The sequence below is a fragment of the Ruegeria lacuscaerulensis genome (genome assembly GCF_013034745.1).
Classification (GTDB): Bacteria; Pseudomonadota; Alphaproteobacteria; order Rhodobacterales; family Rhodobacteraceae; genus Ruegeria; species Ruegeria lacuscaerulensis_B.
On the sequence record NZ_WQGP01000007.1, the window covers coordinates 1 to 22578 of the forward strand.

Consider the following 22578-nt stretch of genomic DNA (forward strand, 5'->3'; position numbering starts at 1 on the left):
CGATCCGCGAAGGCGGCCGCACTGTCGGCGCCGGCGTTGTGTCGAAAATCACTGAGTAATCAGTGAAGGTGCTGAGATTATTCGTCGAATAATCTCGGCCCTAAACGTTGAACTAAAGAAGGCCGTTCCATAGGGGGCGGCCTTTTTCGTTGTGCTTGTGGCAAAGCGATGTTTCTTTAGCTCGACTGCTTCGCCGACTGTGTTAGGCGCGCCAACGGAGAATTCACCTATGGATGACATCGAAATTCGATTGGCTCGGCGTCTGAAACGTCGCGGCTATCAAGTATCGGTCAATAGAGAGAGCGGGGACTATATCGCAAGCCTGGGCTTTGAGGCCGCCACTATTTTCGATGTTGGCGTCGCGTCGGGCACCTCTCATCTGTATGAGGCCTTTCCAAAGGCGAAATTTGTTCTGGTCGAGCCGATCGCGGACTATGAAATTAAGCTGCGCAAGAATTGGGGCGACAAAATTGATTTCGACTTCCATGCCTGCGGTGTTGGCGCGGAAAACGGGCAGACCACCCTTCATATACCGACAGTTGCTGGCCGAGTGCTGGGAACGCGCGCTACGATGATGGCCTTTGACGAAGCCGCCAGTGCGCATACGTCCGGCATTGAGGAAAGACTGGTGCCCATCCGCACGTTGGATGAGATTGCGCGTTCTTACGATGGGCCTTTTGGCCTGAAGATCGATACCGAAGGGTTCGAGATTGAGGTGATCAAGGGCGCAAGCGAAATGCTGCAAAACTGCGCCTTTGTTCTGGCCGAGGTCTCGGTTCGGCGGCGATACCAAGGTGGTTATAGGTTCAGTGACTTTGTGGCAGTGATGGCCGAGCAGGGCTTTGAACTGCACGATTTCATTCGGCCTCCATCACCAGATGCCACGGATTGCGACGCGATCTTCGCGCCCTATCGCAGCGCGAAATTTGACTATCGGGACGCAAAGCTGTCCCGGATGACAAGCAAAGCCAAATAGCGCAGGGATGCGCCTGAGCCCTGCACCACAAATCGCCTTGGGTGGGGACTGTGTTTAGATCACATCCGCCAGAACCAGTCGGATGATGTCTTCGCGTCTCAAGCTGCGTGCGCGCAGGTCCTGATCGCTCATGACCCAATAGGCACGGATGCGTCGAGCCGAAGATCGCGCCTTGGACAGCTTGTGCAGTGCTGTGCGCAATCTATGCGGCAAGCGCCCGGTCAGGCCAACGGGGTTAAAGCTGTACGGGCGGGGTGAAGAGGGTTTGGACATGGAAACACGCCATAGGTTTGAATTCTGACAGTCCGAAACCTAATCGCAGCTTGTGCGATTAGGTAGCTGAAATCAGGCATAGCCGCAGTGCAGCAGGTGCATGGCCCGAAGGCGTTAAAGTGCTGTTTCTGCGGCGGCGCGCACGGTGCGGATGTTCTCGCCATATACTTCGGGGGTCGAGACTGATCCGCCTTTGAACACAGCCGACCCTGCGACCAGAACGTCTGCACCGGCCGCCGCGACCAGTGGGGCGGTGTTTGGATCGACGCCGCCGTCGATCTCAATATGGATGGGGCGGTCGCCGATCATCTGGCGCAGACGGCGGACCTTGTCGGTCATGTCGATGAATTTCTGCCCGCCAAAACCGGGGTTCACGGTCATCACACAAACCAGATCAGTCAGGTCTAACAGGTGTTCGACCGCCTCGGCCGGGGTGCCGGGGTTCAGGGCAACACCAGCCTTCATGCCAGCAGCGCGGATCGCTTGCAGGGTTCGGTGAGTGTGCGGCCCTGCCTCAATGTGCGCGGTCAGGATGTCGGCTCCGGCATCGGCATAGGCCTGAATGTAAGGATCGACCGGAGTGATCATCAGATGGACATCCATCACCGTTTTCACATGCGGTCGGAACGCTTTGACCGCCGGAGGGCCGAAGGTCAGGTTAGGTACGAAATGACCGTCCATCACATCCACATGGACCCAATCGGCGCCCTGGGCTTCGATGGCCTGAATCTCGGCCCCGAAATTGGCGAAATCGGCGGAGAGGATCGACGGTGCGATCTTGATGGTGCGGTCAAAGCTCATGGCGGCCTCATGTCATCAGTAGAGTCGTCGTCGCATATACCGCCGACGTCCTACAAAGGGTAGCCCCCGCGCATTTTGCGCCGTTACAAAACTTTCACTGCCCTGACACATATTCGTTGAGCAGGATCTGTAGCTGACCGCCAACATGTATTGGGGGTGGCACGTGCTGCGTATCGAAAAACTGACCAAGCGCTTTGGCGACAATATCGCCGTGGACCGGGCCACGCTGGACGTGGACAAACCTTGCATGATCGGGATCATCGGTCGTTCCGGTGCAGGGAAATCGACCTTGCTGCGGATGATCAACCGTCTGACGGACGCCAGCGAAGGCGAGATCACTTTCCAAGGACGTGAAGTCACCAAGCTGAAGGGCCGCGACAAGCGTGCCTGGCAGGCCGATTGCGCGATGATCTTCCAACAGTTCAATCTGGTGCCGCGCATGGATGTGGTGTCGAACGTGCTGCATGGTACGCTGAACCGCCATTCGACATTGGCGACCATGTTTAACCTATTTCCGATGGAGGAAATTCACCGCGCCATCGATATTCTTGACCGTCTGGGCATTGCAGAGCACGCACCCAAACGGGCCGAGGCGCTGTCAGGTGGGCAGCAACAGCGGGTCGCCATTGCGCGCGCGCTGATGCAGGATCCAAGCATAATTCTGGCGGACGAACCCATTGCCTCGCTGGACCCGATGAATGCGCAGGTCGTCATGCAGGCACTGCGCCGCATCCATGAAGAAGACGGCCGCACAGTAATCGCCAACCTACACACGCTGGATACGGCTCGTCGCTATTGCGACCGCGTTGTCGGTATGCGTGACGGTCGCATCGTGTTCGACGGCCTGCCTGAGCAACTGACAACCGGCGTCGCCCGCGAGATCTATGGCGCTGATGCCAGCTTCTCGGAAGAGGCGACATCGACCGAGATTGAGACGCTGGATGCGACTCGGAAGGCCCTGATGGAAGCAGAAGCAACCATCTAAGCCAACTACCCCTTTCATCGACCGGCCGATGAAAGGCCGGCATATCAAACCGGAGAGAAACAGATGAAAAAACTGATGGCAGCCCTAGTGGCCACAACTGCAATGGCCGCGCCGGCCCTGGCCGCGGATATCAACGAATTCCGCATCGGCATTCTGGGCGGTGAAAACGCTCAGGACCGTCTGAACAACAACGAATGCCTGCGCGAATACACCGAGGAAACACTGGGTGTTGAAACCAAACTGTTTGCACCGGCTGACTATGACGGCGTGATCCAGGGCCTACTGGGCGGCACCATCGACATGGCGTGGCTGGGTGCTTCGGGTTATGCGAAAACCTACTTGTCTGATCCCGAAGCGGTCGAGCCGGTTCTGGTCAAGGTCAACACCGATGGCGGTTATGGCTATTTCTCGATCGGTTTTGCGCGCAAAGACAGCGGCATCACCTCGCTGGAAGACATGAAGGGCAAGACCTTTGGTTTTGGCGATCCGAACTCGACCTCTGGCTACCTGATCCCGTCGATCGAAATACCTGCGGCAACGGGTTCCACCATGGAATCGGGCGACTATTTCGGTGAGGTGAAATTCACCGGTGGCCACGAGCAGACCATCGTTGCCGTGAACAACGGTGACGTCGATGGTGGCGTGACTTGGGCTGACGGCCTGGGCGATTGGGAAGATGGGTATCAGTCGGGCGCGCTGCGTCGCGCTGTTGATGCCGGTCTGGTCGACATGAACGACATGGTCCAGATTTGGAAATCCAAGCCGATCCCCGAAGGTCCGGTTGTTCTGCGCACCGCGCTGCCTGCAGACGTAAAAGAGAAAATGACCGCCCTGATGGCGGGTCTGGCTGAGAAAGACCGTGAGTGCTTCTACGGCGTTGCTGCTGGTGAAGCCCGCGCGTTCGAGCCGATCACGCATGACGCGTATGAGATCATCATCGAAGCGCGCAAGCTGAAGTCCAACTAAGCCTGCACACCCCTAAGACCGGGGTCCGGTGTTCCAAGCCGGGCCCCGTTTTCCACTCAGGAGCATTCCATGACAGACCTGACCGCAGGGTCCCCGACCGTCGACCAGATCCGGGCCGACTATACCGAGATGACACGACGCAAGCGGGTCTATGGTGGTATTCTTCTGATCGTTTTCGTGGCCTTGATGGCCGCCGGGTTCCGCACAGCGGATGACCGCAACGCAGGCAGTTTTGCGGATGGTTGGCACCGTATCTTTGACTACCCGGCAGAGGTGCTGTCAGAAGCCTGGGAAAAGATCGACGCGTTGCCTGCCAATCTGGTCAAGTTCTTCCCTGCGCTGGTTGAAACGATCAACATCGCCGCCGCATCTACGCTGATCGGCACCATTGCGGGTACGTTCCTAGCGCTGATGTCCACACGCGGAATGGCGCTTTGGCCTGCGCTGATCCCCCTGTTCCGGCGTATCGCCGATATCTGCCGCGCAATCCCTGAAATCGTGATCGCTCTGGTCCTGATCTTTATTCTGGGTGGCGGCCCGGTTCCGGCGATGATCGCCATTGCAATCCATACGGCTGGCGCACTGGGCAAGTTGTTTTCTGAGGTGAATGAGAACGCCTCATTGAAACCGGTCGAGGGTTTGGCTTCGGTCGGCGCGAACTGGTCGCAGCGCATGTACCTGGGCGTGATCCCTCAGGTTGGGCCGAACTATGTCAGCTACGCGCTGCTGCGGTTCGAGATCAACATTCGCGCCTCGGCCATTCTGGGTTTCGTCGGTGCAGGTGGTCTTGGCTATGAGCTGCGCAACTCGATGTCTTGGGGGCAGGGCAAGTACGATCAGGCTGCCGCGATTTTCTTGCTGTTGTTCGTCACCATCGTTGTGGTCGACCAAATCTCGGGCCATCTGCGTGATCGCCTGACCCACGGATCCGAGAAAGGAGCGCGGAAATGAGCACCTTCGCCACTGACCTCACCCTTCATGAGTTGAAGGCCGAGGCTGATCGTCTGTTCAGCCGAAAGCGCCTGATCAATTTTGGATTGCCTGCGTTGGTGCTGGTCTATCTGACCTATGTGTTTTTCGCTTTCGACGTGCCCGGATTGGCCGGACGCGCCAACTGGGAAAACGGCAAGACGCTTGTGGCTGACAGCTACAGTTACAAAACCCACATCGAGCGTGACAATCGCACAGGTGAAGTCTCGGCCGCAATCGAAGGTGAGCGCAAGGGCGCTTATCCCGAAGGCCAAGCGCCGGATTGGGTCGCTCTGGGCGAGACCACGGTGATTGATTTGGAAGACGGCCATATCGTGCGGTTTGGCCCTGAGACGGTGGAATATGACATCCCAGGGTATGGCACGGTGCGTGCAACGCCGACCCGTTCGGCGGGCGTTCAGGCCGAGCTACCCGCAGGCGACGTGCCCGATTGGATCAATGTCTCAAAGAACCGGATGGCGATCACCACGGATGCGGGCCGCCTGACTGTGACGCGCAACCGGTCCGAGGTGTTCCGCTATTTCAACGGGTGGGAGCTGTTCTTCTTCACCCTCGATAGCCCCTACTATGGCAAGTCGGTCCCGCAACTCATCGGGCTGGCCGCAAATGGTGAGGCGGGCGCGATCCTGAATGATTTCTGGACCAACAAGATGTGGCGCCATCAGGACGTGGCTTGGGCCATTTTCGAGACGATCCTGATGGCCTTCCTCGGAACCTTGGGGGCAGGCATTGTGGCCCTGCCGCTGGCTTTCCTTGCGACCCGCAATTTCAACCCGCTGCGTTCGGTTCGGTTTCTCACGCGCCGGGTGTTTGATTTTGTGCGCGGTGTGGACGCTCTGATCTGGACCGTCGTTCTGGCGCGGGCATTCGGACCCGGTCCGCTGACGGGTGCGCTGGCCATTCTGGTGACAGACACGGGGACGTTCGGCAAGATTTTTTCGGAAGCGCTGGAGAATGTGGATCAAAAACAGATCGAAGGCGTCCAATCGACCGGAGCCAATGCGCCGCAACGTTATCGGTTCGGGGTGATCCCGCAGGTGACGCCGGTGCTGCTCAGCCAGTTGCTCTATTTCCTCGAATCCAACACGCGCAGCGCCACTGTGATTGGTGCGATTACGGGCGGTGGGATCGGCTTGTTGCTGACGCAGTCCATCATCACCCAGAAAGACTGGGAAGAGGTTGCCTACTACATCGTTCTGATCATCCTGATGGTGATGCTGATGGATTGGTTCTCGGGCTGGTTGCGCCGCCGATTGATCCAGGGCGAAACGAAGCCGCAACGGAAAAAGGCAAAGATCGCGTTATCCGCGAGCTAAGGAAATCACATGGCACGACTGAGTTCCGATCAACCGTTTATCCACCCAGATTGTGCGATCACCAACAGCACATTCGGCGCGTATGTCGAAATTGGTGCCGGGACGCGATTGGCCAATGTGGAGCTTGGGAACTATTCATATTGTGACAGGACCTGTGATATCGCGAACGCACAGATCGGCAAGTTTGCCAACATCGCCAGTTTTACCCGGGTCGGTGCAACGGATCACCCGATGGAGAAAGCCTCGTTGCATCACTTCCTGTATCGTTCGGCGGATTATTGGGATGACGTAGAAGATGATGCAGCTTGGTTCGAACATCGCGCCAGTCGGATGACCGTGATTGGTCATGACACGTGGGTCGGCCATGCTGCGATCATCAAACCCGAAGTCACAATTGGTCACGGTGCGATTGTGGCCTCAGGCGCGGTCGTGACCAAGGATGTCACACCATACACCATTGTAGGTGGTGTGACGGCTGCTCCGATCCGGCCGAGATACCCCGCTGGCGTCGCGGAACGAATGCTGGCCTTGGCCTGGTGGGATTGGGACAATGCGCGCCTGCGGGCTGCGCTTCCGGATTTCCGGTCGCTGCAGGCGGAAGCCTTCCTAGAGAAATACGAGTAGCCGCAACATGTGTGGGCGTGGTCCTCCCGCGCCCGCGCACGCATCGGCTACGCCGATACCCGCTAGCGGCCTTGGGCCCGGCGCCGCGCTTTGCGCGGCGCTATGCCCAACAGGATGAGACCTCCGGCAGGAGGTTGAAGACGGGCGGGAGCATTTTGGGCTCAATCATCCCCAAGTGTCAGAGTAACGCGCTCACCGGCAAATGTGGTGCGGCCATATTCGATGGGTGTGCCATCGGGCGCTATGTTGATACCGATCGAATGCAGGACAGGGGCACCCTCGGGCAAGCGCAGGTGCAAAGCCTGGGTTGCGCTCGCGGCGCGTGCGGTCAGGCGGGTGGAGTGGCGGGTGTAGTCGTCGATCCCACAGCGTTGCAATGCTTTGGTCACGGATTGCGTCTCGGACAAGGCGGTCAGTATTTTGGGCAGGCGCTTGGCCGGAAAGACGCTTTGAAACAGAGCGATCGGCTGACCATCCGCTAAAGACAAGCCGTCATAGACGTGCACCGGATCGCCGGGGGTCAGACTCAGGGCCTCGGCCTCGGCCGCATCGGACGTTCGCGTTGTCAGGCTCAGGATTTTCTTGCCCGGAATTTTTCCGCTGGCCGATATGCTTTGGTGGTACCTGACGCGTTTTCCGATCGGATAGTCGGTGGGTCGCGCTGCCACAAAGACACCTGCTCCGCGCCGGGGGTGAACTAGCCCTTGCTCGGTCAGGTCTGCCAGAGCGCGTCGCACCGTATGGCGGTTCACACCATGCTTGGCGGCCAGTTGCGCCTCGGTCGGCAGTCGGTCGCCAGTGTCATAGCGGCCTTCGGCAATATCTGAGATCAGGGCCAACGCGATGCTTTTCCAGATGGGTGTTTTACTCATGTCATCAAATCTTCATGCACCGGTGGATTGCGGAAGGTACCGTTGAGGTGTAATATTTGTCTAGTTGTATAGTATAAATAGACAACCCATCCAAGAGGGTCCGATGACGGAATTGTCAGAAATCAACACCGAAGCGCGTCGGGCGTGGATGGGTCTTCTGGCCCGCGCGCCCGAAGACGCATTAATGGCCCTTTGGCAGAAATATGCCACGCCTCCGCGCTTTGAATGGCTGCGACGCCCTGAAATCGGCGGCGTTATGGTGCGGGGTCGTGCGGGGGCTACGGGTGCCCCATTCAACCTGGGGGAAATGACCGTTACCCGGTGTTCGGTGGTGTTGGAGGATGGCACGGTCGGGCATGGCTATGTCCAGGGCCGGTCCAAGCCGAAATCCGAGGCTGCCGCGCTGATTGACGCGTTGATGCAAACGGCAGCGGCGAATGACGTGCGTGCGCAGGTGATCGCGCCTTTGTCAGAGGGTGTGCAGGCAGACCGCACCCGGCGCGCGGCCAAAGCTGCTGCCACCAAGGTTGAGTTCTTCACGCTGGTTCGGGGAGAGGATTGATGACCGCACAAGCTCAGTTTTCGGGTGGATTCGACAATGCTCCGGTTCAATCGTCTCACGCCTTTCGCGCCGCGATGACCGTTATGGCGCGGCCGGGTGAGATCAGAACGCTGGCCGGGGCACAGCCACCTGCGCCGCTATCGGTTGCGGCGGGCACGTTGCTGCTGACATTGTGTGACCCCGACACCAAGGTTTGTCTGGCCGGAGAGTTAGACACGGATGCCGTGCGGCAATGGCTGACATTCCACACCGGCGCACCCTTTACGGATGCAGCGCAGGCCGACTTCGTGGTCGGTACGTGGCAAGCGCTGTTGCCGATCGGGCAATACCGCATTGGGACGGCAGAATATCCTGACCGCTCGGCCACCCTGATCGTGGAGTGTGATGGTCTGAGAGCGCAGGGGGCCCAGTTGTCAGGACCGGGAATCCGGGACACGGCCCGACTGTCGCTGCCTGATATTCCGGCGCTGCAAGCCAACGCGGCGCTTTATCCGCTGGGCTGCGATTTCTTTTTCACATCTGGTGCAACCGTAGCGGCCTTGCCGCGCAGTACCCAGATCAGCGCGGAGGTGTAACCGATGTATGTCGCTGTCAAAGGGGGTGAGAAGGCGATCGAGAACGCCCATGCCTGGCTGGCCGAAGAGCGCCGAGGCGCGCTGGACGTGGCCGAGCTGAGCGTCGCCCAAATCCGCGAACAACTAAGCCTTGCAGTGAACCGGGTGATGGCGGAAGGGTCGCTGTATGACCCTGATCTTGCTGCACTGGCGATCAAACAGGCGCGCGGAGATCTGATCGAGGCGATTTTCCTGATCCGAGCCTACCGCACGACGCTGCCGCGCTTTGGGTACACCAACCCGGTTGCGACAGGCAACATGGCCTGCGACCGGCGCATTTCGGCCACGTTCAAGGATGCGCCCGGCGGGCAGGTGCTGGGGCCGACCTTCGACTACACCCATCGTTTGCTGGATTTCAAACTGGCCGCAGAAGGCGGCGACCCGATTGCGCCCGAAGCCGCGCCGCGCACCGAGCCAACGCCACATATCACCGAATTCCTCAAGGGTGAGGACATCATTCAGGATGAGCTCACAAGCGACGAAACACCGGGCGACCTGACACGTGAACCGATGGAGTTCCCCTCGACCCGTCCCCTGCGTCTGCAATCCCTGACCCGCGGGGATGAAGGGTTCGTGTTGGGTATGGCGTATTCCACGCAACGCGGATACGCCCGCAACCATGCGTTCGTGGGCGAACTGCGAATTGGCAGCGTCGCGGTTGAGATGGATATTCCGGAACTGGGCTTTGCCATCGAAATCGGTGAAGTCGAGTTGACCGAATGCGAGACGGTCAACCAGTTCAAGGGCTCAAAAACCGAACCACCTCAGTTCACCCGCGGTTATGGTTTGGTCTTTGGTCAATCCGAGCGTAAATCCATTGCCATGGCTCTGGTCGATCGCGCGCTGCGTTGGAAGGAGCTGGGCGAGGACAATTTGGGCGCGCCCGCGCAGGATGAGGAATTTGTCCTAAGCCATGCCGACAACATTCAGGCCACCGGTTTCTTGGAACATATCAAGCTACCGCATTACGTGGATTTCCAGTCCGAACTGGAATTGGTCCGAAAACTGCGCCGCGAGGCTGAGGAACGGATCACGCCCAAGGAGGCTGCGGAATGAAGGTCGTTGTATTCGATATCGGCGGCGTATTGGTTGATTGGCACCCCCATCTTGCCTGGGTTGACGATCTGGGGTCCGAGGACGCCGCCCATGCCTTTATCGAACGCACCGGGTTCAAAGCCAAAAACGCGCGGGGAGACAATGGCGAGCGGTTCGCGGATATGGCCAAAGAGTTGGCGGACCCGGAGGATCAGAACCTGTTCGCCTCCTACGTGGAGCGATATACACTCACTGTTCAGAACGCGGTTAACGGCACTTGGGATATCCTCGATTGCCTCAAGGCGAATGGAACCCCCGTCCACGCTATTACCAATTGGTCGGCCGAAACCTGGCCAGAGGGTCTGAAAGTGCATCCCCGGTTGGGTGAGGTGTTCGGCACGTTGGTGGTGTCGGGTCAGGAAGGCGTCATGAAGCCTGATCCGCGTATTTTTAGACTTCTGTGCGAACGGGCCGCTGTTCAGCCCCAAAACTGCGTGTTCATCGACGATGGTTTGCACAATGTCGAAGGCGCGCGTGCTGTAGGAATGGACGCTATTCATTTTGTCGGCGCCGAAGCACTGGAAACTGAATTGTCCGAGAGGGGAATACTATGAGTGAGTACAATTTCGCCTATCTCGACGAGCAAACCAAGCGGATGATCCGGCGGGCGATCCTCAAAGGACTGGCGATACCTGGATATCAGGTGCCCTTTGCCAGCCGCGAGATGCCGATGCCTTATGGCTGGGGCACCGGCGGGGTGCAGGTCTCGGCCGCGACGCTGACGCCGGATGATACGTTCAAGGTGATTGATCAGGGCGCGGATGACACGACTAACGCGGTCTCGATCCGTAAGTTCTTTGAGAACACCGCCGGGGTCGCGACCACCGAAGAAACCGAAAAGGCCACTGTCATCCAGACCCGCCACCGGATCCCCGAGGCCAAGCTGACCGAGGATCAGATACTGGTCTATCAGGTGCCGATCCCCGAGCCTCTGCGCTTTCTGGAACCGCGTGAGACGGAAACGCGCAAGATGCACGCGCTTGAAGAATACGGACTGATGCATGTGAAGCTGTATGAAGATATTAGTCAGCACGGGGCAATTTCGACCTCATACGCCTATCCGGTAAAAGTGTCCGGGCGCTATGTGATGGATCCGTCTCCGATCCCTAAATTCGACAACCCCAAGCTGGAAATGGACGCGATCCAGCTGTTCGGCGCGGGGCGCGAGCAGCGCATCTATGCGGTGCCGCCGTACACCAAGGTCGTCAGCCTCGACTTCGAGGACCATCCGTTCGAGGCGACCAAGGCAGACCATCCCTGCGACCTGTGCGGGGCCGAAGACAGCTATCTGGACGAGTTGATCATGGATGATGCGGGCAACCGAATGTTTGTCTGCTCCGACACCGATTACTGCCGCTCACGCCGCGCTGCGGGGCACGAAGGGCGTTTGGCCAAGGAGGATGCAGCATGATGCGTGAACACGTACTGGGAATTGATCATCTGGGCCTGACGGTTTCGGACCTTGAGGCGACCAAGGCGTTCTTTGTCGAGGCGCTGGGCTGGGATGTGGTCGGTGGACGGCCCGAATACCCCTCGGCCTTTATCAGCAACGGCTCGGCGGTTCTGACGCTGTGGCAGCAAAAGGGCGAAGATCAGCACGGCTTCGATCGTCATGCCAATGTCGGGTTGCACCATGTGGCGTTCAAAATCCCGTCGCGCGAGTCTTTGGATGTGGTGTTTGCCGCTGTGAAAGACTGGCCCGGCGTTCAGGTGGAATTTGCCCCCGAACCTTCGGGTGCTGGGCCAAAAATCCATTTCATGATCCAAGAGCCTGGCGGCAATCGGATCGAATTTGCCTATGATCCGAGGTAGAGCCATGACCCCGCTGTTAAGCGTTCAGAACATCCGAAAAACCTATGGCACCCGGATCGGCTGTACCGACGTCAGCTTTGATCTCTATCCCGGTGAGGTGATGGGAATTGTGGGCGAAAGCGGCTCGGGCAAGTCGACGTTACTGAATTGTCTGGCCGGTCATCTCGAACCGGACGGGGGGCGGGTTGTTTTCGATACGCGAACCGACGGGCCGGTGGATACGGTGACGATGTCGGAACCCGAGCGCCGGATGCTGGGTCGTACCGACTGGGCCTTTGTCCACCAGCACGCCCGCGACGGGCTGCGTATGACAGTCAGCGCGGGCGGTAATATTGGTGAGCGTCTGATGGCCGTGGGCGACCGTCACTATGGTGACATCCGCGACAAGGCCATCGACTGGCTGGGCCGGGTCGAGATCGAAGCGAACCGCGTCGATGACCGCCCCACCGCCTTTTCCGGTGGGATGCAGCAGCGGTTGCAGATCGCGCGCAATCTGGTGACCGGGCCTCGGCTGGTTTTCATGGATGAACCGACGGGCGGGCTGGATGTTTCGGTTCAGGCGCGTCTGCTGGATTTGCTGCGCGGGTTGGTGCGCGAGATGGGGTTGAGCGCCATCATCGTCACGCATGATCTGGCTGTGGTGCGCCTGTTGGCGGACCGGCTGATGGTGATGAAAGACGGTCATGTGGTCGAATCCGGCCTGACCGATCAGGTGCTGGACGATCCGCAACATGCGTACACGCAGTTGCTGGTCTCAAGCGTGTTGCAGGTGTGAGAGATGATTGAACTGAACAACGTCAGCAAAAGCTTTACCCTGCACAATCAGGGCAGCGCGGTGATCCCTGTGATGGAGGGCGCGACACTCAGCGTGGCCCCCGGGGAATGCGTGGCTTTGACCGGAGCGTCCGGGGCGGGCAAATCCACCCTGATGCGGGTGATCTATGGCAACTATCTGGCCGCCTCGGGGCAAGTCATGGTGGGCGGCGTGGATGTGGCGCAGGCTGAGCCGCGCGAGATTCTGGCCCTGCGGCGGGACACTCTGGGCTATGTCAGCCAGTTCCTGCGGGTGGTGCCGCGCGTGCCGACGCTTGAGGTGGTGGCCGAGCCTCTGCTGGCCGTCGGATGCGACCGTCAGGCGGCGCTCGATAAGGCGGCAGGGCTACTGGCCCGGCTGAACATTCCTGAGCGCCTCTGGACGCTCAGCCCCACGACCTTTTCGGGCGGCGAGCAGCAGCGCGTGAACATCGCGCGAGGCTTTGCGCACGACTATCCGGCGATGCTGCTGGATGAGCCCACCGCCTCGCTTGACGTGCAGAACCGTGAAACCGTGCTGAGCCTGATCGAAGAAGCGAAGGCGCGCGGTGCGGCGATCATCGGCATTTTCCACGATGTCGGCGCGCGTGAACGGGTGTGCGACCGTGAGATCAACGTATCGGATTTCACACCGGGGATGGCCGCATGACCCTTGCACCGGTCATTGCGGTCGTCGGACCCTCGGGCGTTGGCAAGGACAGCGTGATCGAGGCGCTAGAGGCGCGCTCCGCACGTATTCACCGGATGCGCCGGGTGATCACCCGCCCCGAGGGCGAGGACGGCGAAGATTTCGACCGGGTCTCCGAAGGCACATTTCAGCAGATGGTGGATGAGGATGCCTTTGCCCTGCACTGGCCGGCCCATGGGTTGCTGTATGGGGTGCCCCAAAGCATCCAGCAGCTGCGGGGGCAGGCGGATGCAGTTTTGGTGAACCTGTCCCGATCCGTGCTTTTGCGCGCGCAAGAGGTGTTTGGTGATCTGGTTGTGATCTCGCTGACTGCCGACCCGCGGGTGCTGGCGCAGCGCCTGTCGGCGCGTGGGCGCGAAAGTGCGACGGATCAGGCTCGTCGGCTTGAACGCGCGCAGATCACGCTGCCCGATGGATTGCGCCGGGTGGTGCAGATCGACAATTCCGGTCCGCTGGACCAGACGGTCAGTGCCATCCTGACCCAGCTTCAGCCGGAAAGGGCATAGCGATGGATCAGGTGAAACCGCCCGTCCTCGGTCTCGCCCATCAGCGCCAGATCGGTGATGTGGAACGGCGTGGGCAGCAGGGGCGCAAGCCGCGTGTCCAACGCATCCTGAACGGTGGCCAGCGTGGGTTTGTCCAACTTGCCGCTGAGGGTGATGTGAAAGCGGAACGAGTCCATCACGTAAGGGTATCCCCATTGCACCAGATTGGCCTCATGCGCTGGCGACAGCCCGGTGCCACGACGACGCTGCAATTCGGCCTCGGATGCGGGCGCGCGGAAGCTGTCCAGATCACGCACGCAGGCGGCGGCCAGCGCGTTCAGCGCGGCCCCGTCACCTTTGGGGCGCAGGGCCAGGAACCGACCCAGTCGTGCGATCTCAAGCCCCTCCAACGTGACCGGAGCCTGCGCAGCAGCCATCTGCGCGCAAGCCTCGCGCAGCGCTTGAACGGATTGCCCGTCGCGCAGCCGGAACGGCGGCTTCATCGTCGCATGCAGCCCGTATTTGCGCGGCACCTGCGTGACGACAGCCACGTCAACATCTGGGATATCGGGGTGCGCGACCGTCGCGCCGGTCTCAACGTCCCAGCCCAGCCAGCTTGTGCCAAACCGGGTCCACTCGGCCCCGTCGGGTGGCGCAAAATAGATCGCGTATCGCGTGAATGTCACATTGGCCTCCTATGCGTGGCCTACCCAATAGCTCATACCGTGTGAAGTTCAGATGACAGAAGAAATGATCCTTGCCAATGCCACGCTGGTTCTGCCCGATGAGACGGTCACAGGCAGCATCCGCGTCACCGGTGAAACCATCGCCGAGATCGCCACGGGCAGCACCGTGCCGCCCGGCGCAGTGGATTGCGGCGGCGACTATGTCTGCCCCGGTCTGGTCGAACTGCACACGGACAATCTGGAACGCCACATCCAGCCGCGCCCCAAAGTCGACTGGCCCCACGCGGCGGCGATTTTGGCGCACGATGCGGAACTGGCCAGCACCGGGATCACCACTGTGTTCGACGCCATGCGCATCGGTTCGATCCCATCGGGCAACCGCTACAAGAAATACGCCCGCGAGCTGTCGCGCGAACTGTGGGATCTGCGCGAACAGGATGCGCTGAAGATCAGCCATTTTCTACACCTGCGGGCCGAGGTCTGCTCGGAAACCCTCGTGGCCGAGCTGGACGAGTTCGGCCCCGAGGATCGCGTCGGTTTGGTGTCGCTTATGGATCACACGCCCGGCCAGAGGCAGTTCCGCGATATGACCCAGCTTGAGGCCTACATGAAGGGCAAGCATGGCATGAACGATGATGACTTCCTGCAGCACGTGGCACAACTGAAGGCGTTGCGCGATCGGTTCGGCGATCAGCACGAGGTCGAGACGGTCAAGGCCGCCAAACGGTTCGGGGCGATGCTGGCCAGCCACGATGACACGACGCAGGATCAGGTGGCCGTTTCGGCGGGGCATGGCATCACGCTGGCCGAATTCCCTACCACGGTCGAGGCCGCCCGGGCCTGCCACGATCACGGAATCAAGGTTATGATGGGGGCGCCCAATGTGATCCGGGGTGGGTCTCATTCCGGCAATGTCGCGGCGCAGGAACTGGCTGATCTGGGCCATCTGGATATTTTGTCGTCAGACTATGTGCCCGCCGCGCTGCTGCTGTCGGCAACCCGCCTGGGCGATATGTGGGGCAATATGGCGCGTGGTCTGCGCACTGTGACGCAAACACCTGCACAAGCTGTGGGTCTGCAGGATCGCGGTGAGCTGCGTGAAGGTGCACGCGCCGATGTCATTCGGTTCCGTCTGCGCGAAGGTGCTCCTGCGTTGAACGGCGTTTGGTCGCGCGGACGGCGTGTGGCCTGATTGGTGCGTCAGATCAGTCTGATCAGGCGCGATAGAACAGGTAGCGGTCTGGCGCGATGGTTTCGGGCCCGGTGATTTGGTCGAAACCTACCAGTGGTTGCCCCGAGATCAGCAGCCCTCCGGGCAACATGACCTGCGCGATCAAGGGGCTGAGGCGGGCGGCTTCGGCCACGTCATCGGCCTTGATGCCGCGCCCGAAATCATAGTGTGCCATGGCGATCTTCGGCCCGCCTTGGGCCAGTTTTTCCAGCATGGGTTTAGCTTCGCCTTGCAGGAAATCCTCGGCAGGGGGGGTGCTGGAGGGGTGGCATTGCAGCACCCGGTCCATCACCCAGATGCGCCGGTCGGGTAGGATTTCGCGCAGGTGGTCATAGGTCCGGCCATTACCAAGACCCATGTCCAGAACGTCTCCGGGGTGGTCCGCTATCTGCGCGACCGCCCAGTTCAGCCCGTCGCGCTGGGCAGTCAGGCGGCGCAGCATGGAATCCAATCGGCTCATTGAGGTCTCCGTAAGGTCTCGGGGGCAGTCCAAAGGGTCGTGGGCCCATCCAGAAGCCGCCGCAAGAAGTCATGGGTGAAGGTCCAGATGTCGTCATCATGAACCAGATGATGGGTCAGGTAGCCGAAGGGTTCGGCGTTGTCCGCGCGTCCCAAACGCCTGTCGCGAAGCAGATCGACAGTCTGGACGACAAGCTGATCCGGCGCGATCAGCCCGCGCGTGCCGCGCCAGTCAATCGGGTCTAGATGGGTGTTCACCTGATCCAGCCCCGGTGCGGTTTGCGCGATTTTGCGCGGTGTCGCGGTCGAAAGTGTTGTGAAACCCAGCGTCGGCAAGTTCTGCACTACTTCGGGCGCGATACGGTTCCACGGGGGCACGAATAGCGGCCGTAGCCGGTGCCCAAACAGGGTGGTCAACCTATCCAGCCCGGCTTTGGCGTCTTTCATGATATCGGGCAAGGGTCGGTGCAGCCGGAATTCGGCTTTCTTTTCGGCCGCCGGAGCATGGTTCTGATGCGCCCAGCCGTGGACGACTGGGACCAGCGCTGAATATGCCTGTACATAGTCGGCCAAAGCGTGATCGGCATTCCGTGGGATCACGGCGAGATGAACAGGCAGCCCAAGCGCGTCGGACAGCTGAGTCAGACGCTCCAATTGCGGGGTTGTGGTGATCGCATCGTCATCCCGCCACCAAAGCGGCAGTGACAATCCCTCTTGCCGCCACAGTGCCAGTTCTGCATCCAGAGAGTGCCAATCGACCTTCATCCCCGACGCTCCAGCAGAGCCTTGGCGATCTCGACAGATTTGGCCGCGCCGTCAAACCCGTGGTCGGGAACGGGCCGCGCGGGTGCGTTCAGAACGCGGTCTACAGCCTGTGCAAGGGATGCACCGCTCAGATCGTGGCTGGCAACCAATGCGACCCCCGGCTGATCCGATAGGCTTTGGGCGCGCAAGGTCTGTTCGACCTCATTGCCGTCATCGAACGGGACAAAGACCGCAGGTGTCGCGGCCTGAAGAATATCAAGTGCTGTATTGTAGCCGCACATGCTGACCGAGGCTGCGGCGTGGCGCAGCATCTGGCGAAAATCGGGTCGCACAGGTTCCACGGTGACATTGGCGATGCCCACCAAATCCGACAGTTGAGCAATGCGCACCTGAGCGTCCTGCCCCCCAACCAGCAGGCGCCAGCGCCTGTTGGTCATCTTTTGGGCGGCCTCGATGGCCGCGCGAAAGATCGGCTGCCCGACCGAGCCTCCGCCCGCGCTGACCAGAACCTCACCTTGCCCCAACGCGTCGGGGTGTGGAGGGGCCGCATCCGGGGCGACAAACCCGGTGTAGTACAGCCTTGGGCGCAACCGCTCTGACACTGGCCAGCTTACGTCCAGCGAAACCATCTGCGAGTCAGAATGCACCAGAACCCCATCGTATGTGGTCAGCACGATCTCTTCTGCGCGCGTGGCTTTGCTTGGTTTTGAGGGCGGCGCAAGGATGTCCCGGATCGAGCCCAAAATGACCGGTCGTTTGGGCAGTGCAGAGGCGGCCTTGAGCAAGGCAATGAACTCAGCGCTCAGGGACCGTCGGCCAAACGGAAATAGTTCGGTTATCAGCACATCAGGGGCAAAACTGCGCACCGCCTCAACCAGAGCTGCCTGCCGCCCGGCCAGATATGCTACATCGGCAACTTCGTCGGTCTGGGTCAGCAGCCGGGTGAAATCTGTTCCGTCCGAGCGCAGCGGCGGCAGACCCAGCAAGGTCATGCCCGTCACATTCAGCTGCGGCGCAGGCATTCCGCCCGTTACCACCAGAACCTGATGGCCGTCTTGCACAAACGCGCGCCCCAATGTCAGCGCGCGGCTCAGGTGCCCCGTGCCCAACAGATGAGTGACGACGATCATCACCTTCATGCCGCGCCATCCCTTTTGATCAGGCGGAGAGGTTCGGTCTGGGCGCGCATGGTCTTCATATCAATGATATAAAGCCGGTTCCGTTTGATTTTGAAAGGGGCGGGTCCATCAAATTCCCAAGACCAAGCTTGCGCCAGAATGACCCGCATGATGCCGATATGGCAGACAGCAACCGTGTCGCCCGTCAGGCAACCTAACCACGGGCGTAGACGGTCGCGAACTTCGGCCGGACTTTCGCCGTTTGGGGGGCGGAAGTCCCACCCCCAATCTTCGATATGTCGATAGCCACTGTCGGGCTCAGCCAGTAAATCAACGCCGCGCAACCCTTCCCAATCGCCCCAATTCATCTCGGTCAGCGCCTCTGCGGTCAGAGGGTCGCGCCCGGCCAGCAGACGCGCTGTTTCCTGCGCGCGTTTCAGGGGGCTGGACCAGAGCGCCGCCTGATCCCACGGCTCGGGCAATGCGTAAGTCGCAAGCTCGGACCGGGCCGCGTCATCCAATGGAATATCGCTGCGCCCTTGGATGCGCCCGGCGCGGTTCCATGTCGTATGTCCATGGCGGAGCAAGGCAAGCTGGGTCATTTCTGCCCTCCGATCAGGGGTCGCACCGTTTGCCAGAAGCGTTCGGTGGCGGCGGGTTGAAGATGGCGCGCGGCAACATGCGCTTGGGCCGCAGCGCCAATGTCTCGGCGCAGTAAGGGATTGGCCAAAAGGGTTTGCAGCCGATGGGCCAACCCGGCCGGGCCGTCCTCGACCGTTGGGTAGTCCGACGGGGCCAGAACGTCGCGCACGCCCGGACGGTCTTGCGCAACGACCGGCAGGCCGCAGGATTGCGCCTCAAGATAAACCATGCCGTAGGCTTCGTTCACACCAGGCCAGACCAACAGCGACGCCTTTTGATAGTGCGCCTGCATATCGGCGCGATCCAATTGGCCCAGAAACCGAACTTTCGCCCCAAAAGGCGCCATCAAAGCCTCAACCTCGGCCCGCGCCGGGCCATCGCCCGCGATATCCAGAGACCAGGCGCCGTCCAGCAACGCCAGAGCCTGTGCCAGAATCTGGTACGAGGCCAGCTTGTCCCCGTGCCGCATCATCCCGACGACCAGCATAGGGCCTTCACAAACCGCCGCACCCGGAAGGTCCACGCGAGGCAGGAAGGGCGGCAATTCGATCAGCTGCTGTGACCCGTATCTTTCACGTTCCAGTGTGATCAGATCGTTGGCCGTGTGGTAGAAGATCACCTGTGCCGCATCGCAGGCCTCATGGGCGGCTTGGGCGAACCCTGCCCAGGGGCCGGTTAGACGGCTGGTCGCGCGCGTGCTTTCCAGTTGCACATAGGGGATTTTCCGCGCCCGGCTGATACGCGGGCCCAGCAGGTCAGGTGCCTTGTAATAGTTGTGATACGTCACCCAAAGGGCGGTATCCGGCGAGAGCGTATGGATCAGGCGCTTGGCTTCGGCGTCAGCCTCGGTGCGCAGCTTATCCTGCACCTGAGCGTCGCCGGTTTTGTCGAAAACGCGCAGATGCGAGACCAGATCGACCGGGTCCCCCTGCGCACCAATCGCTGCCAAAAGGTTGCGCGCCATTTCCCTGTCGCCGGACGGCACCGGACTGTTGGGGGATTTCATCGGCGTGTAGAACGCAACGCGTGCCATCAGCCCCGGTCCGCCCCCAATGCGTTTAGCCGTTTTGACAGCAAAGCAATGCCGGGATCCATGCGGAATTCGGCGATCAGGCGGTCATAGGCGTTTCTTGCCATCTGCATCGCCTCAGCAGGGTCTTGCGCCATTTGGGTGATCGCTGCGGCTAATGCGGCGGGCGCATCCTCGGATAACAACCCATGGATTCCGGTGTCGATGAATTCCGGGATGGCCGAAACCGGTGTGGACAGGATCGGCAGCTTTTGCGAGGCGGCCTCCATTAGTACATTGGGCAGGCCGTCCCGGTCGCCGTCGGCGGCGATGCGGCTGGGCAGGACGAAGAGATCGGCCTTGCGCATGGCTTCGATAACTTCGGGTTGGTCGCAGGCCCCTTTCCAGGTGATCCGCCCTGCAAGCCCGGCATCTTCGGCACGCCCGGCCAGCGTTTCGGCCAGCGTGCCGCCGCCGATATGCGTCCAGTGCCAGTCCAGACCCTCGGACAACAGCGCGAAGGCGTCGATCAGGCGGTCAAAGCCCTTTTTCTCGACCAGCCGCCCGACCGAGATCATGTGAAACGGCGCGTCAGGCGCGCGCTGCGTGCGCTCGGGCGGGTCCGGAAAACGACTCAGGTCCAGCCCGTGATAGATCAGATCGACCCGCTTGGGATCGTCGGCCAGGTCGCGCAGATGTGCGGCGCCGATGGCTGTGCAGGTTGCACCAAAGGCAGCACCATGGGTGCTGGCCTGAAGCTTTTCAGCTTTTTCCCAATCAGGAGAAGTCCAGATATCCTTGGCGTGGGCGGAGAAGCTCCACGGCAGGCCGCGCATGATGGCGGCATAGCGCGCGACCGAGGACGGCGTGTGCATGAAATGCGCATACATGACCCGCGTGTCCTGCGGCAATTCAGCGGCAAGCACGCAAGCCTGACCAAAGCGGCGAATGCGGTTGTGAGTCGGGTCGCGGCGCAGATCTGCACGCCAGATCCGGTAGGCCTCGGCATAACCGGGCAGGGCCTGCGCGGCACGGCGCGCGGCCCAGACGCGTTGGGGTTCCTGATACAGATATTCGGGCAGATAATGCACCTGACCTTTGAACCGGTCATGCAGCGGATGGCGTTTGACGTCGGTGGGATGGCGTAGTGACCAGATGTCGAACCGATGGCCCGCATCCTGCAATGCAACCAGTTCCTGAGCGATGAACGTTTCCGACAGGCGCGGCCACCCTTTGACCAGCACCGCCAGATTAGGAGGCGCAGATGTCATCCGATAGCCCGTTCCTGTTCTCCGTTCAGCAGGGAGTCAACGCGGTCCGTGACATAGTCCAGCCCGTCCAACAGCCCGTCGCCAATGGCTTGGGACGGCAGGGGCTGATCGGGCAGGGCGCGAATGGCTGCAATCATTGCCTCGGGAGTCAGGCCATCGCGGCTTTCGTCCAGCATCCGCACCAGCCCCAGCTCTTCTGCGCGCGAGGCGCGAATCCACTGTTCCAGACGCGGGGTCGTGCGAGGAACAATGACGGCGCGTTTGTCAAAGGACAGCACTTCGCAGAACGTGTTGTAGCCGCCCATGCAGACGACACCGGCGGCCCCGGCAAACAGGGTTTCAATCTGGGATTCAAAACCGACAGCAGTCACGCGACCGTTCAACGCCGCAACGCGCGTTTCGAAATCGTCCCGCAACTCGCCCGACAGGAACGGACCATAGACCAGCACGGCGCGGGGCGACAGGGTGGGGTCTTTTTCGTATGCCGACAGAACAAGGTTCACCATCGCCTTGCCGTCGCCGCCCCCTCCGGGGGTGATCAGGATATATGGCTGCTCGGGCGGTTCGCCCACGGGGCCAAGATCACGGCGCAGATAGCCGGTCCAATGGATGCGCGATTGCACCTCGGGGCTCAGCGGTAGGCCACGTGTCGGGTCGTAGATCGAGCGTAGCCCATAGACCCAGACCTCGTCATAATAGGCCTCGGTTGCAGCGACCGCCTCTTTACGATCCCATTCAGCGGCCAGAACCTCGGGCTCATCCAGAACGTCGCGCAATCCAAGGACCATTTTGGTTCTTCTGCTTTGCATCAGACAGTCAAGGGTCGGCAGCAGCTCGCCCCGGAAGCCGGTAGGTTCCTTGTCGACGATAAGCACATCCGGATCGAATTGCTGCACTGACGTTCGGATTAAACCCGAGCGTAGTTCGGTCACTTCTTCGATACCCATGCCCATGGTCTGTGAGGCATAGGACCCGTCAGCGCGTTTTGTAACACCGGGTAGACGAACGTGATCCACCCGACGCGGAAAGGTAAACCGCCCGGCAACGGGCGAGCCGGTCAGGATCAGTGCCGAGGCCGAAGGGTCCGCCTGTGTCATCGCAGCGGCCAGAGCACGCGAGCGGCGCAGATGACCCAAACCAAAGGTGTCGTGGCTGTAGAACAGAATACGGGGCGCACGTCCGGCTATTTTCTGTTTTCTTTTAAGGCTCATACTTTTGCCTGTGTCCGTGTCTTGGTGCATGTCCGCGCGGGTGCACTTCTATCGTATTTGTTTTCGGTCGGCTTGCAAAAAACGCGGTTCCGGCGGGTCAAAACCGACAAACATTGCGATTTGGCTACATGTTGCAATGAAATGGCCCAACGTCGCTTTGCTTTACATCAGGTTCCGGGTCGAAAACCTCAATTGTTGTCCGGCCCGGTCTTATTCACTTTCCATCGCGATGGAAATACTTCGGTCACCGCTATTGCGGTGGGAACACGTGGAAAGACGAACTGGGCTCGACATCTGTTGAGCATTTGAACACG

Annotated in this window: 27 protein-coding genes; 16 read left to right on the forward strand and 11 right to left on the reverse strand. The window is 60.4% G+C overall.

Features of this window, described 5'->3' with window-relative positions; all coding sequences use genetic code 11:
• Window positions 1-229: 229 nt before the first annotated feature.
• Window positions 230-976, forward strand: coding sequence for an FkbM family methyltransferase (locus GOV79_RS14410; protein WP_170790302.1), 747 nt, complete (start codon window positions 230-232; stop codon window positions 974-976).
• Between the two features lie 54 nt (window positions 977-1030).
• Here GOV79_RS14410 and GOV79_RS14415 read toward each other — a convergent pair whose 3' ends face one another.
• Entirely contained in the window at window positions 1031-1249 is a 219-nt protein-coding gene (locus tag GOV79_RS14415; RefSeq protein WP_170790303.1) for a hypothetical protein, read from the reverse strand.
• A gap of 114 nt (window positions 1250-1363) precedes the next feature.
• Window positions 1364-2050 carry a ribulose-phosphate 3-epimerase gene (rpe, locus tag GOV79_RS14420; RefSeq protein WP_170782970.1) on the reverse strand — a complete coding sequence of 229 codons (687 nt, stop codon included), beginning with the start codon at window positions 2048-2050 and terminating at the stop codon, window positions 1364-1366.
• A gap of 163 nt (window positions 2051-2213) precedes the next feature.
• Between rpe and phnC the strand changes: the two genes are divergently transcribed.
• From phnC to GOV79_RS14445, 5 genes are all read left to right on the forward strand, one after another.
• The gene (gene phnC / locus GOV79_RS14425) at window positions 2214-3035 is read left to right on the forward strand and encodes a phosphonate ABC transporter ATP-binding protein (protein WP_170790304.1); all 822 of its coding nucleotides are present in this window, start codon (window positions 2214-2216) and stop codon (window positions 3033-3035) included.
• Window positions 3036-3098: 63 nt separating this feature from the next.
• Complete coding sequence (phnD, locus tag GOV79_RS14430) at window positions 3099-4001, forward strand: phosphonate ABC transporter substrate-binding protein (RefSeq protein WP_170790305.1); 903 nt, start codon at window positions 3099-3101, stop codon at window positions 3999-4001.
• 69 nt (window positions 4002-4070) lie between these two features.
• On the forward strand, window positions 4071-4952 hold the full coding sequence (phnE, locus tag GOV79_RS14435; protein ID WP_170790306.1) for a phosphonate ABC transporter, permease protein PhnE: 882 nt from the start codon (window positions 4071-4073) through the stop codon (window positions 4950-4952).
• The gene (gene phnE, locus GOV79_RS14440) at window positions 4949-6307 is read left to right on the forward strand and encodes a phosphonate ABC transporter, permease protein PhnE (RefSeq protein WP_170790307.1); all 1359 of its coding nucleotides are present in this window, start codon (window positions 4949-4951) and stop codon (window positions 6305-6307) included. The genes phnE (GOV79_RS14435) and phnE (GOV79_RS14440) overlap by 4 nt, the downstream gene beginning before the upstream one ends.
• A 9-nt stretch (window positions 6308-6316) precedes the next feature.
• Window positions 6317-6931: an LbetaH domain-containing protein gene (locus tag GOV79_RS14445; RefSeq protein ID WP_170790308.1), complete on the forward strand. Its 615-nt coding sequence runs from the start codon at window positions 6317-6319 to the stop codon at window positions 6929-6931.
• Window positions 6932-7092: 161 nt separating this feature from the next.
• Here the strand turns inward: GOV79_RS14445 and phnF are convergent, their stop codons facing one another.
• On the reverse strand, window positions 7093-7803 hold the full coding sequence (gene phnF, locus GOV79_RS14450) for a phosphonate metabolism transcriptional regulator PhnF (protein WP_170790309.1): 711 nt from the start codon (window positions 7801-7803) through the stop codon (window positions 7093-7095).
• Window positions 7804-7906: 103 nt separating this feature from the next.
• Here phnF and phnG point away from each other — a divergent pair, with 103 nt between their 5' ends.
• The 9 genes from phnG to phnN are packed head-to-tail and all read left to right on the forward strand — an operon-like array spanning window position 7907 to window position 13893.
• On the forward strand, window positions 7907-8365 hold the full coding sequence (gene phnG, locus GOV79_RS14455) for a phosphonate C-P lyase system protein PhnG (protein ID WP_170790310.1): 459 nt from the start codon (window positions 7907-7909) through the stop codon (window positions 8363-8365).
• Window positions 8365-8940 carry a phosphonate C-P lyase system protein PhnH gene (phnH, locus tag GOV79_RS14460; RefSeq protein ID WP_170790311.1) on the forward strand — a complete coding sequence of 192 codons (576 nt, stop codon included), beginning with the start codon at window positions 8365-8367 and terminating at the stop codon, window positions 8938-8940. The genes phnG and phnH overlap by 1 nt, the downstream gene beginning before the upstream one ends.
• Before the next feature lie 3 nt (window positions 8941-8943).
• On the forward strand, window positions 8944-10035 hold the full coding sequence (locus GOV79_RS14465; protein WP_170790312.1) for a carbon-phosphorus lyase complex subunit: 1092 nt from the start codon (window positions 8944-8946) through the stop codon (window positions 10033-10035).
• Entirely contained in the window at window positions 10032-10628 is a 597-nt protein-coding gene (locus GOV79_RS14470; RefSeq protein WP_170790313.1) for an HAD family hydrolase, read from the forward strand. The genes GOV79_RS14465 and GOV79_RS14470 overlap by 4 nt, the downstream gene beginning before the upstream one ends.
• A complete protein-coding gene (locus GOV79_RS14475; RefSeq protein ID WP_170790314.1) occupies window positions 10625-11485 on the forward strand; it encodes an alpha-D-ribose 1-methylphosphonate 5-phosphate C-P-lyase PhnJ in 861 nt (286 codons plus the stop codon). Before GOV79_RS14470 ends, GOV79_RS14475 begins: the two co-directional genes overlap by 4 nt.
• A complete protein-coding gene (locus GOV79_RS14480) occupies window positions 11482-11886 on the forward strand; it encodes a VOC family protein (protein ID WP_214646777.1) in 405 nt (134 codons plus the stop codon). Before GOV79_RS14475 ends, GOV79_RS14480 begins: the two co-directional genes overlap by 4 nt.
• 4 nt (window positions 11887-11890) lie before the next feature.
• On the forward strand, window positions 11891-12661 hold the full coding sequence (gene phnK / locus GOV79_RS14485; protein ID WP_170790315.1) for a phosphonate C-P lyase system protein PhnK: 771 nt from the start codon (window positions 11891-11893) through the stop codon (window positions 12659-12661).
• Between the two features lie 3 nt (window positions 12662-12664).
• Window positions 12665-13348 (forward strand): phosphonate C-P lyase system protein PhnL, encoded by a 684-nt coding sequence (gene phnL, locus GOV79_RS14490; RefSeq protein WP_170790316.1) that lies wholly within the window; start codon window positions 12665-12667, stop codon window positions 13346-13348.
• Complete coding sequence (phnN, locus tag GOV79_RS14495; RefSeq protein ID WP_170790317.1) at window positions 13345-13893, forward strand: phosphonate metabolism protein/1,5-bisphosphokinase (PRPP-forming) PhnN; 549 nt, start codon at window positions 13345-13347, stop codon at window positions 13891-13893. The genes phnL and phnN overlap by 4 nt, the downstream gene beginning before the upstream one ends.
• Here phnN and GOV79_RS14500 read toward each other — a convergent pair.
• Complete coding sequence (locus tag GOV79_RS14500; RefSeq protein WP_170790318.1) at window positions 13875-14558, reverse strand: DUF1045 domain-containing protein; 684 nt, start codon at window positions 14556-14558, stop codon at window positions 13875-13877. The two genes, phnN and GOV79_RS14500, sit on opposite strands and share 19 nt — an antisense overlap.
• A 52-nt stretch (window positions 14559-14610) precedes the next feature.
• Between GOV79_RS14500 and GOV79_RS14505 the strand changes: the two genes are divergently transcribed.
• Window positions 14611-15750, forward strand: a complete 1140-nt coding sequence (locus GOV79_RS14505) for an alpha-D-ribose 1-methylphosphonate 5-triphosphate diphosphatase (RefSeq protein WP_170769870.1) — start codon at window positions 14611-14613, stop codon at window positions 15748-15750.
• 22 nt (window positions 15751-15772) lie between these two features.
• Here the strand turns inward: GOV79_RS14505 and GOV79_RS14510 are convergent, their stop codons facing one another.
• The 7 genes from GOV79_RS14510 to GOV79_RS14540 are packed head-to-tail and all read right to left on the reverse strand — an operon-like array spanning window position 15773 to window position 22264.
• Window positions 15773-16249 (reverse strand): class I SAM-dependent methyltransferase, encoded by a 477-nt coding sequence (locus GOV79_RS14510; protein ID WP_170790319.1) that lies wholly within the window; start codon window positions 16247-16249, stop codon window positions 15773-15775.
• Entirely contained in the window at window positions 16246-17013 is a 768-nt protein-coding gene (locus GOV79_RS14515; RefSeq protein ID WP_170790320.1) for a polysaccharide deacetylase family protein, read from the reverse strand. The genes GOV79_RS14510 and GOV79_RS14515 overlap by 4 nt, the downstream gene beginning before the upstream one ends.
• On the reverse strand, window positions 17010-18152 hold the full coding sequence (locus GOV79_RS14520) for a glycosyltransferase family protein (protein WP_170790321.1): 1143 nt from the start codon (window positions 18150-18152) through the stop codon (window positions 17010-17012). Before GOV79_RS14520 ends, GOV79_RS14515 begins: the two co-directional genes overlap by 4 nt.
• Window positions 18149-18733, reverse strand: a complete 585-nt coding sequence (locus GOV79_RS14525; protein ID WP_170790322.1) for a histidine phosphatase family protein — start codon at window positions 18731-18733, stop codon at window positions 18149-18151. Before GOV79_RS14525 ends, GOV79_RS14520 begins: the two co-directional genes overlap by 4 nt.
• Window positions 18730-19806: a glycosyltransferase family 4 protein gene (locus tag GOV79_RS14530; RefSeq protein WP_170790323.1), complete on the reverse strand. Its 1077-nt coding sequence runs from the start codon at window positions 19804-19806 to the stop codon at window positions 18730-18732. Before GOV79_RS14530 ends, GOV79_RS14525 begins: the two co-directional genes overlap by 4 nt.
• Window positions 19806-21053, reverse strand: coding sequence for a glycosyltransferase (locus tag GOV79_RS14535; RefSeq protein ID WP_170790324.1), 1248 nt, complete (start codon window positions 21051-21053; stop codon window positions 19806-19808). The genes GOV79_RS14530 and GOV79_RS14535 overlap by 1 nt, the downstream gene beginning before the upstream one ends.
• Window positions 21050-22264, reverse strand: a complete 1215-nt coding sequence (locus GOV79_RS14540) for a glycosyltransferase family protein (protein ID WP_170790325.1) — start codon at window positions 22262-22264, stop codon at window positions 21050-21052. The genes GOV79_RS14535 and GOV79_RS14540 overlap by 4 nt, the downstream gene beginning before the upstream one ends.
• Window positions 22265-22578: the final 314 nt, after the last annotated feature.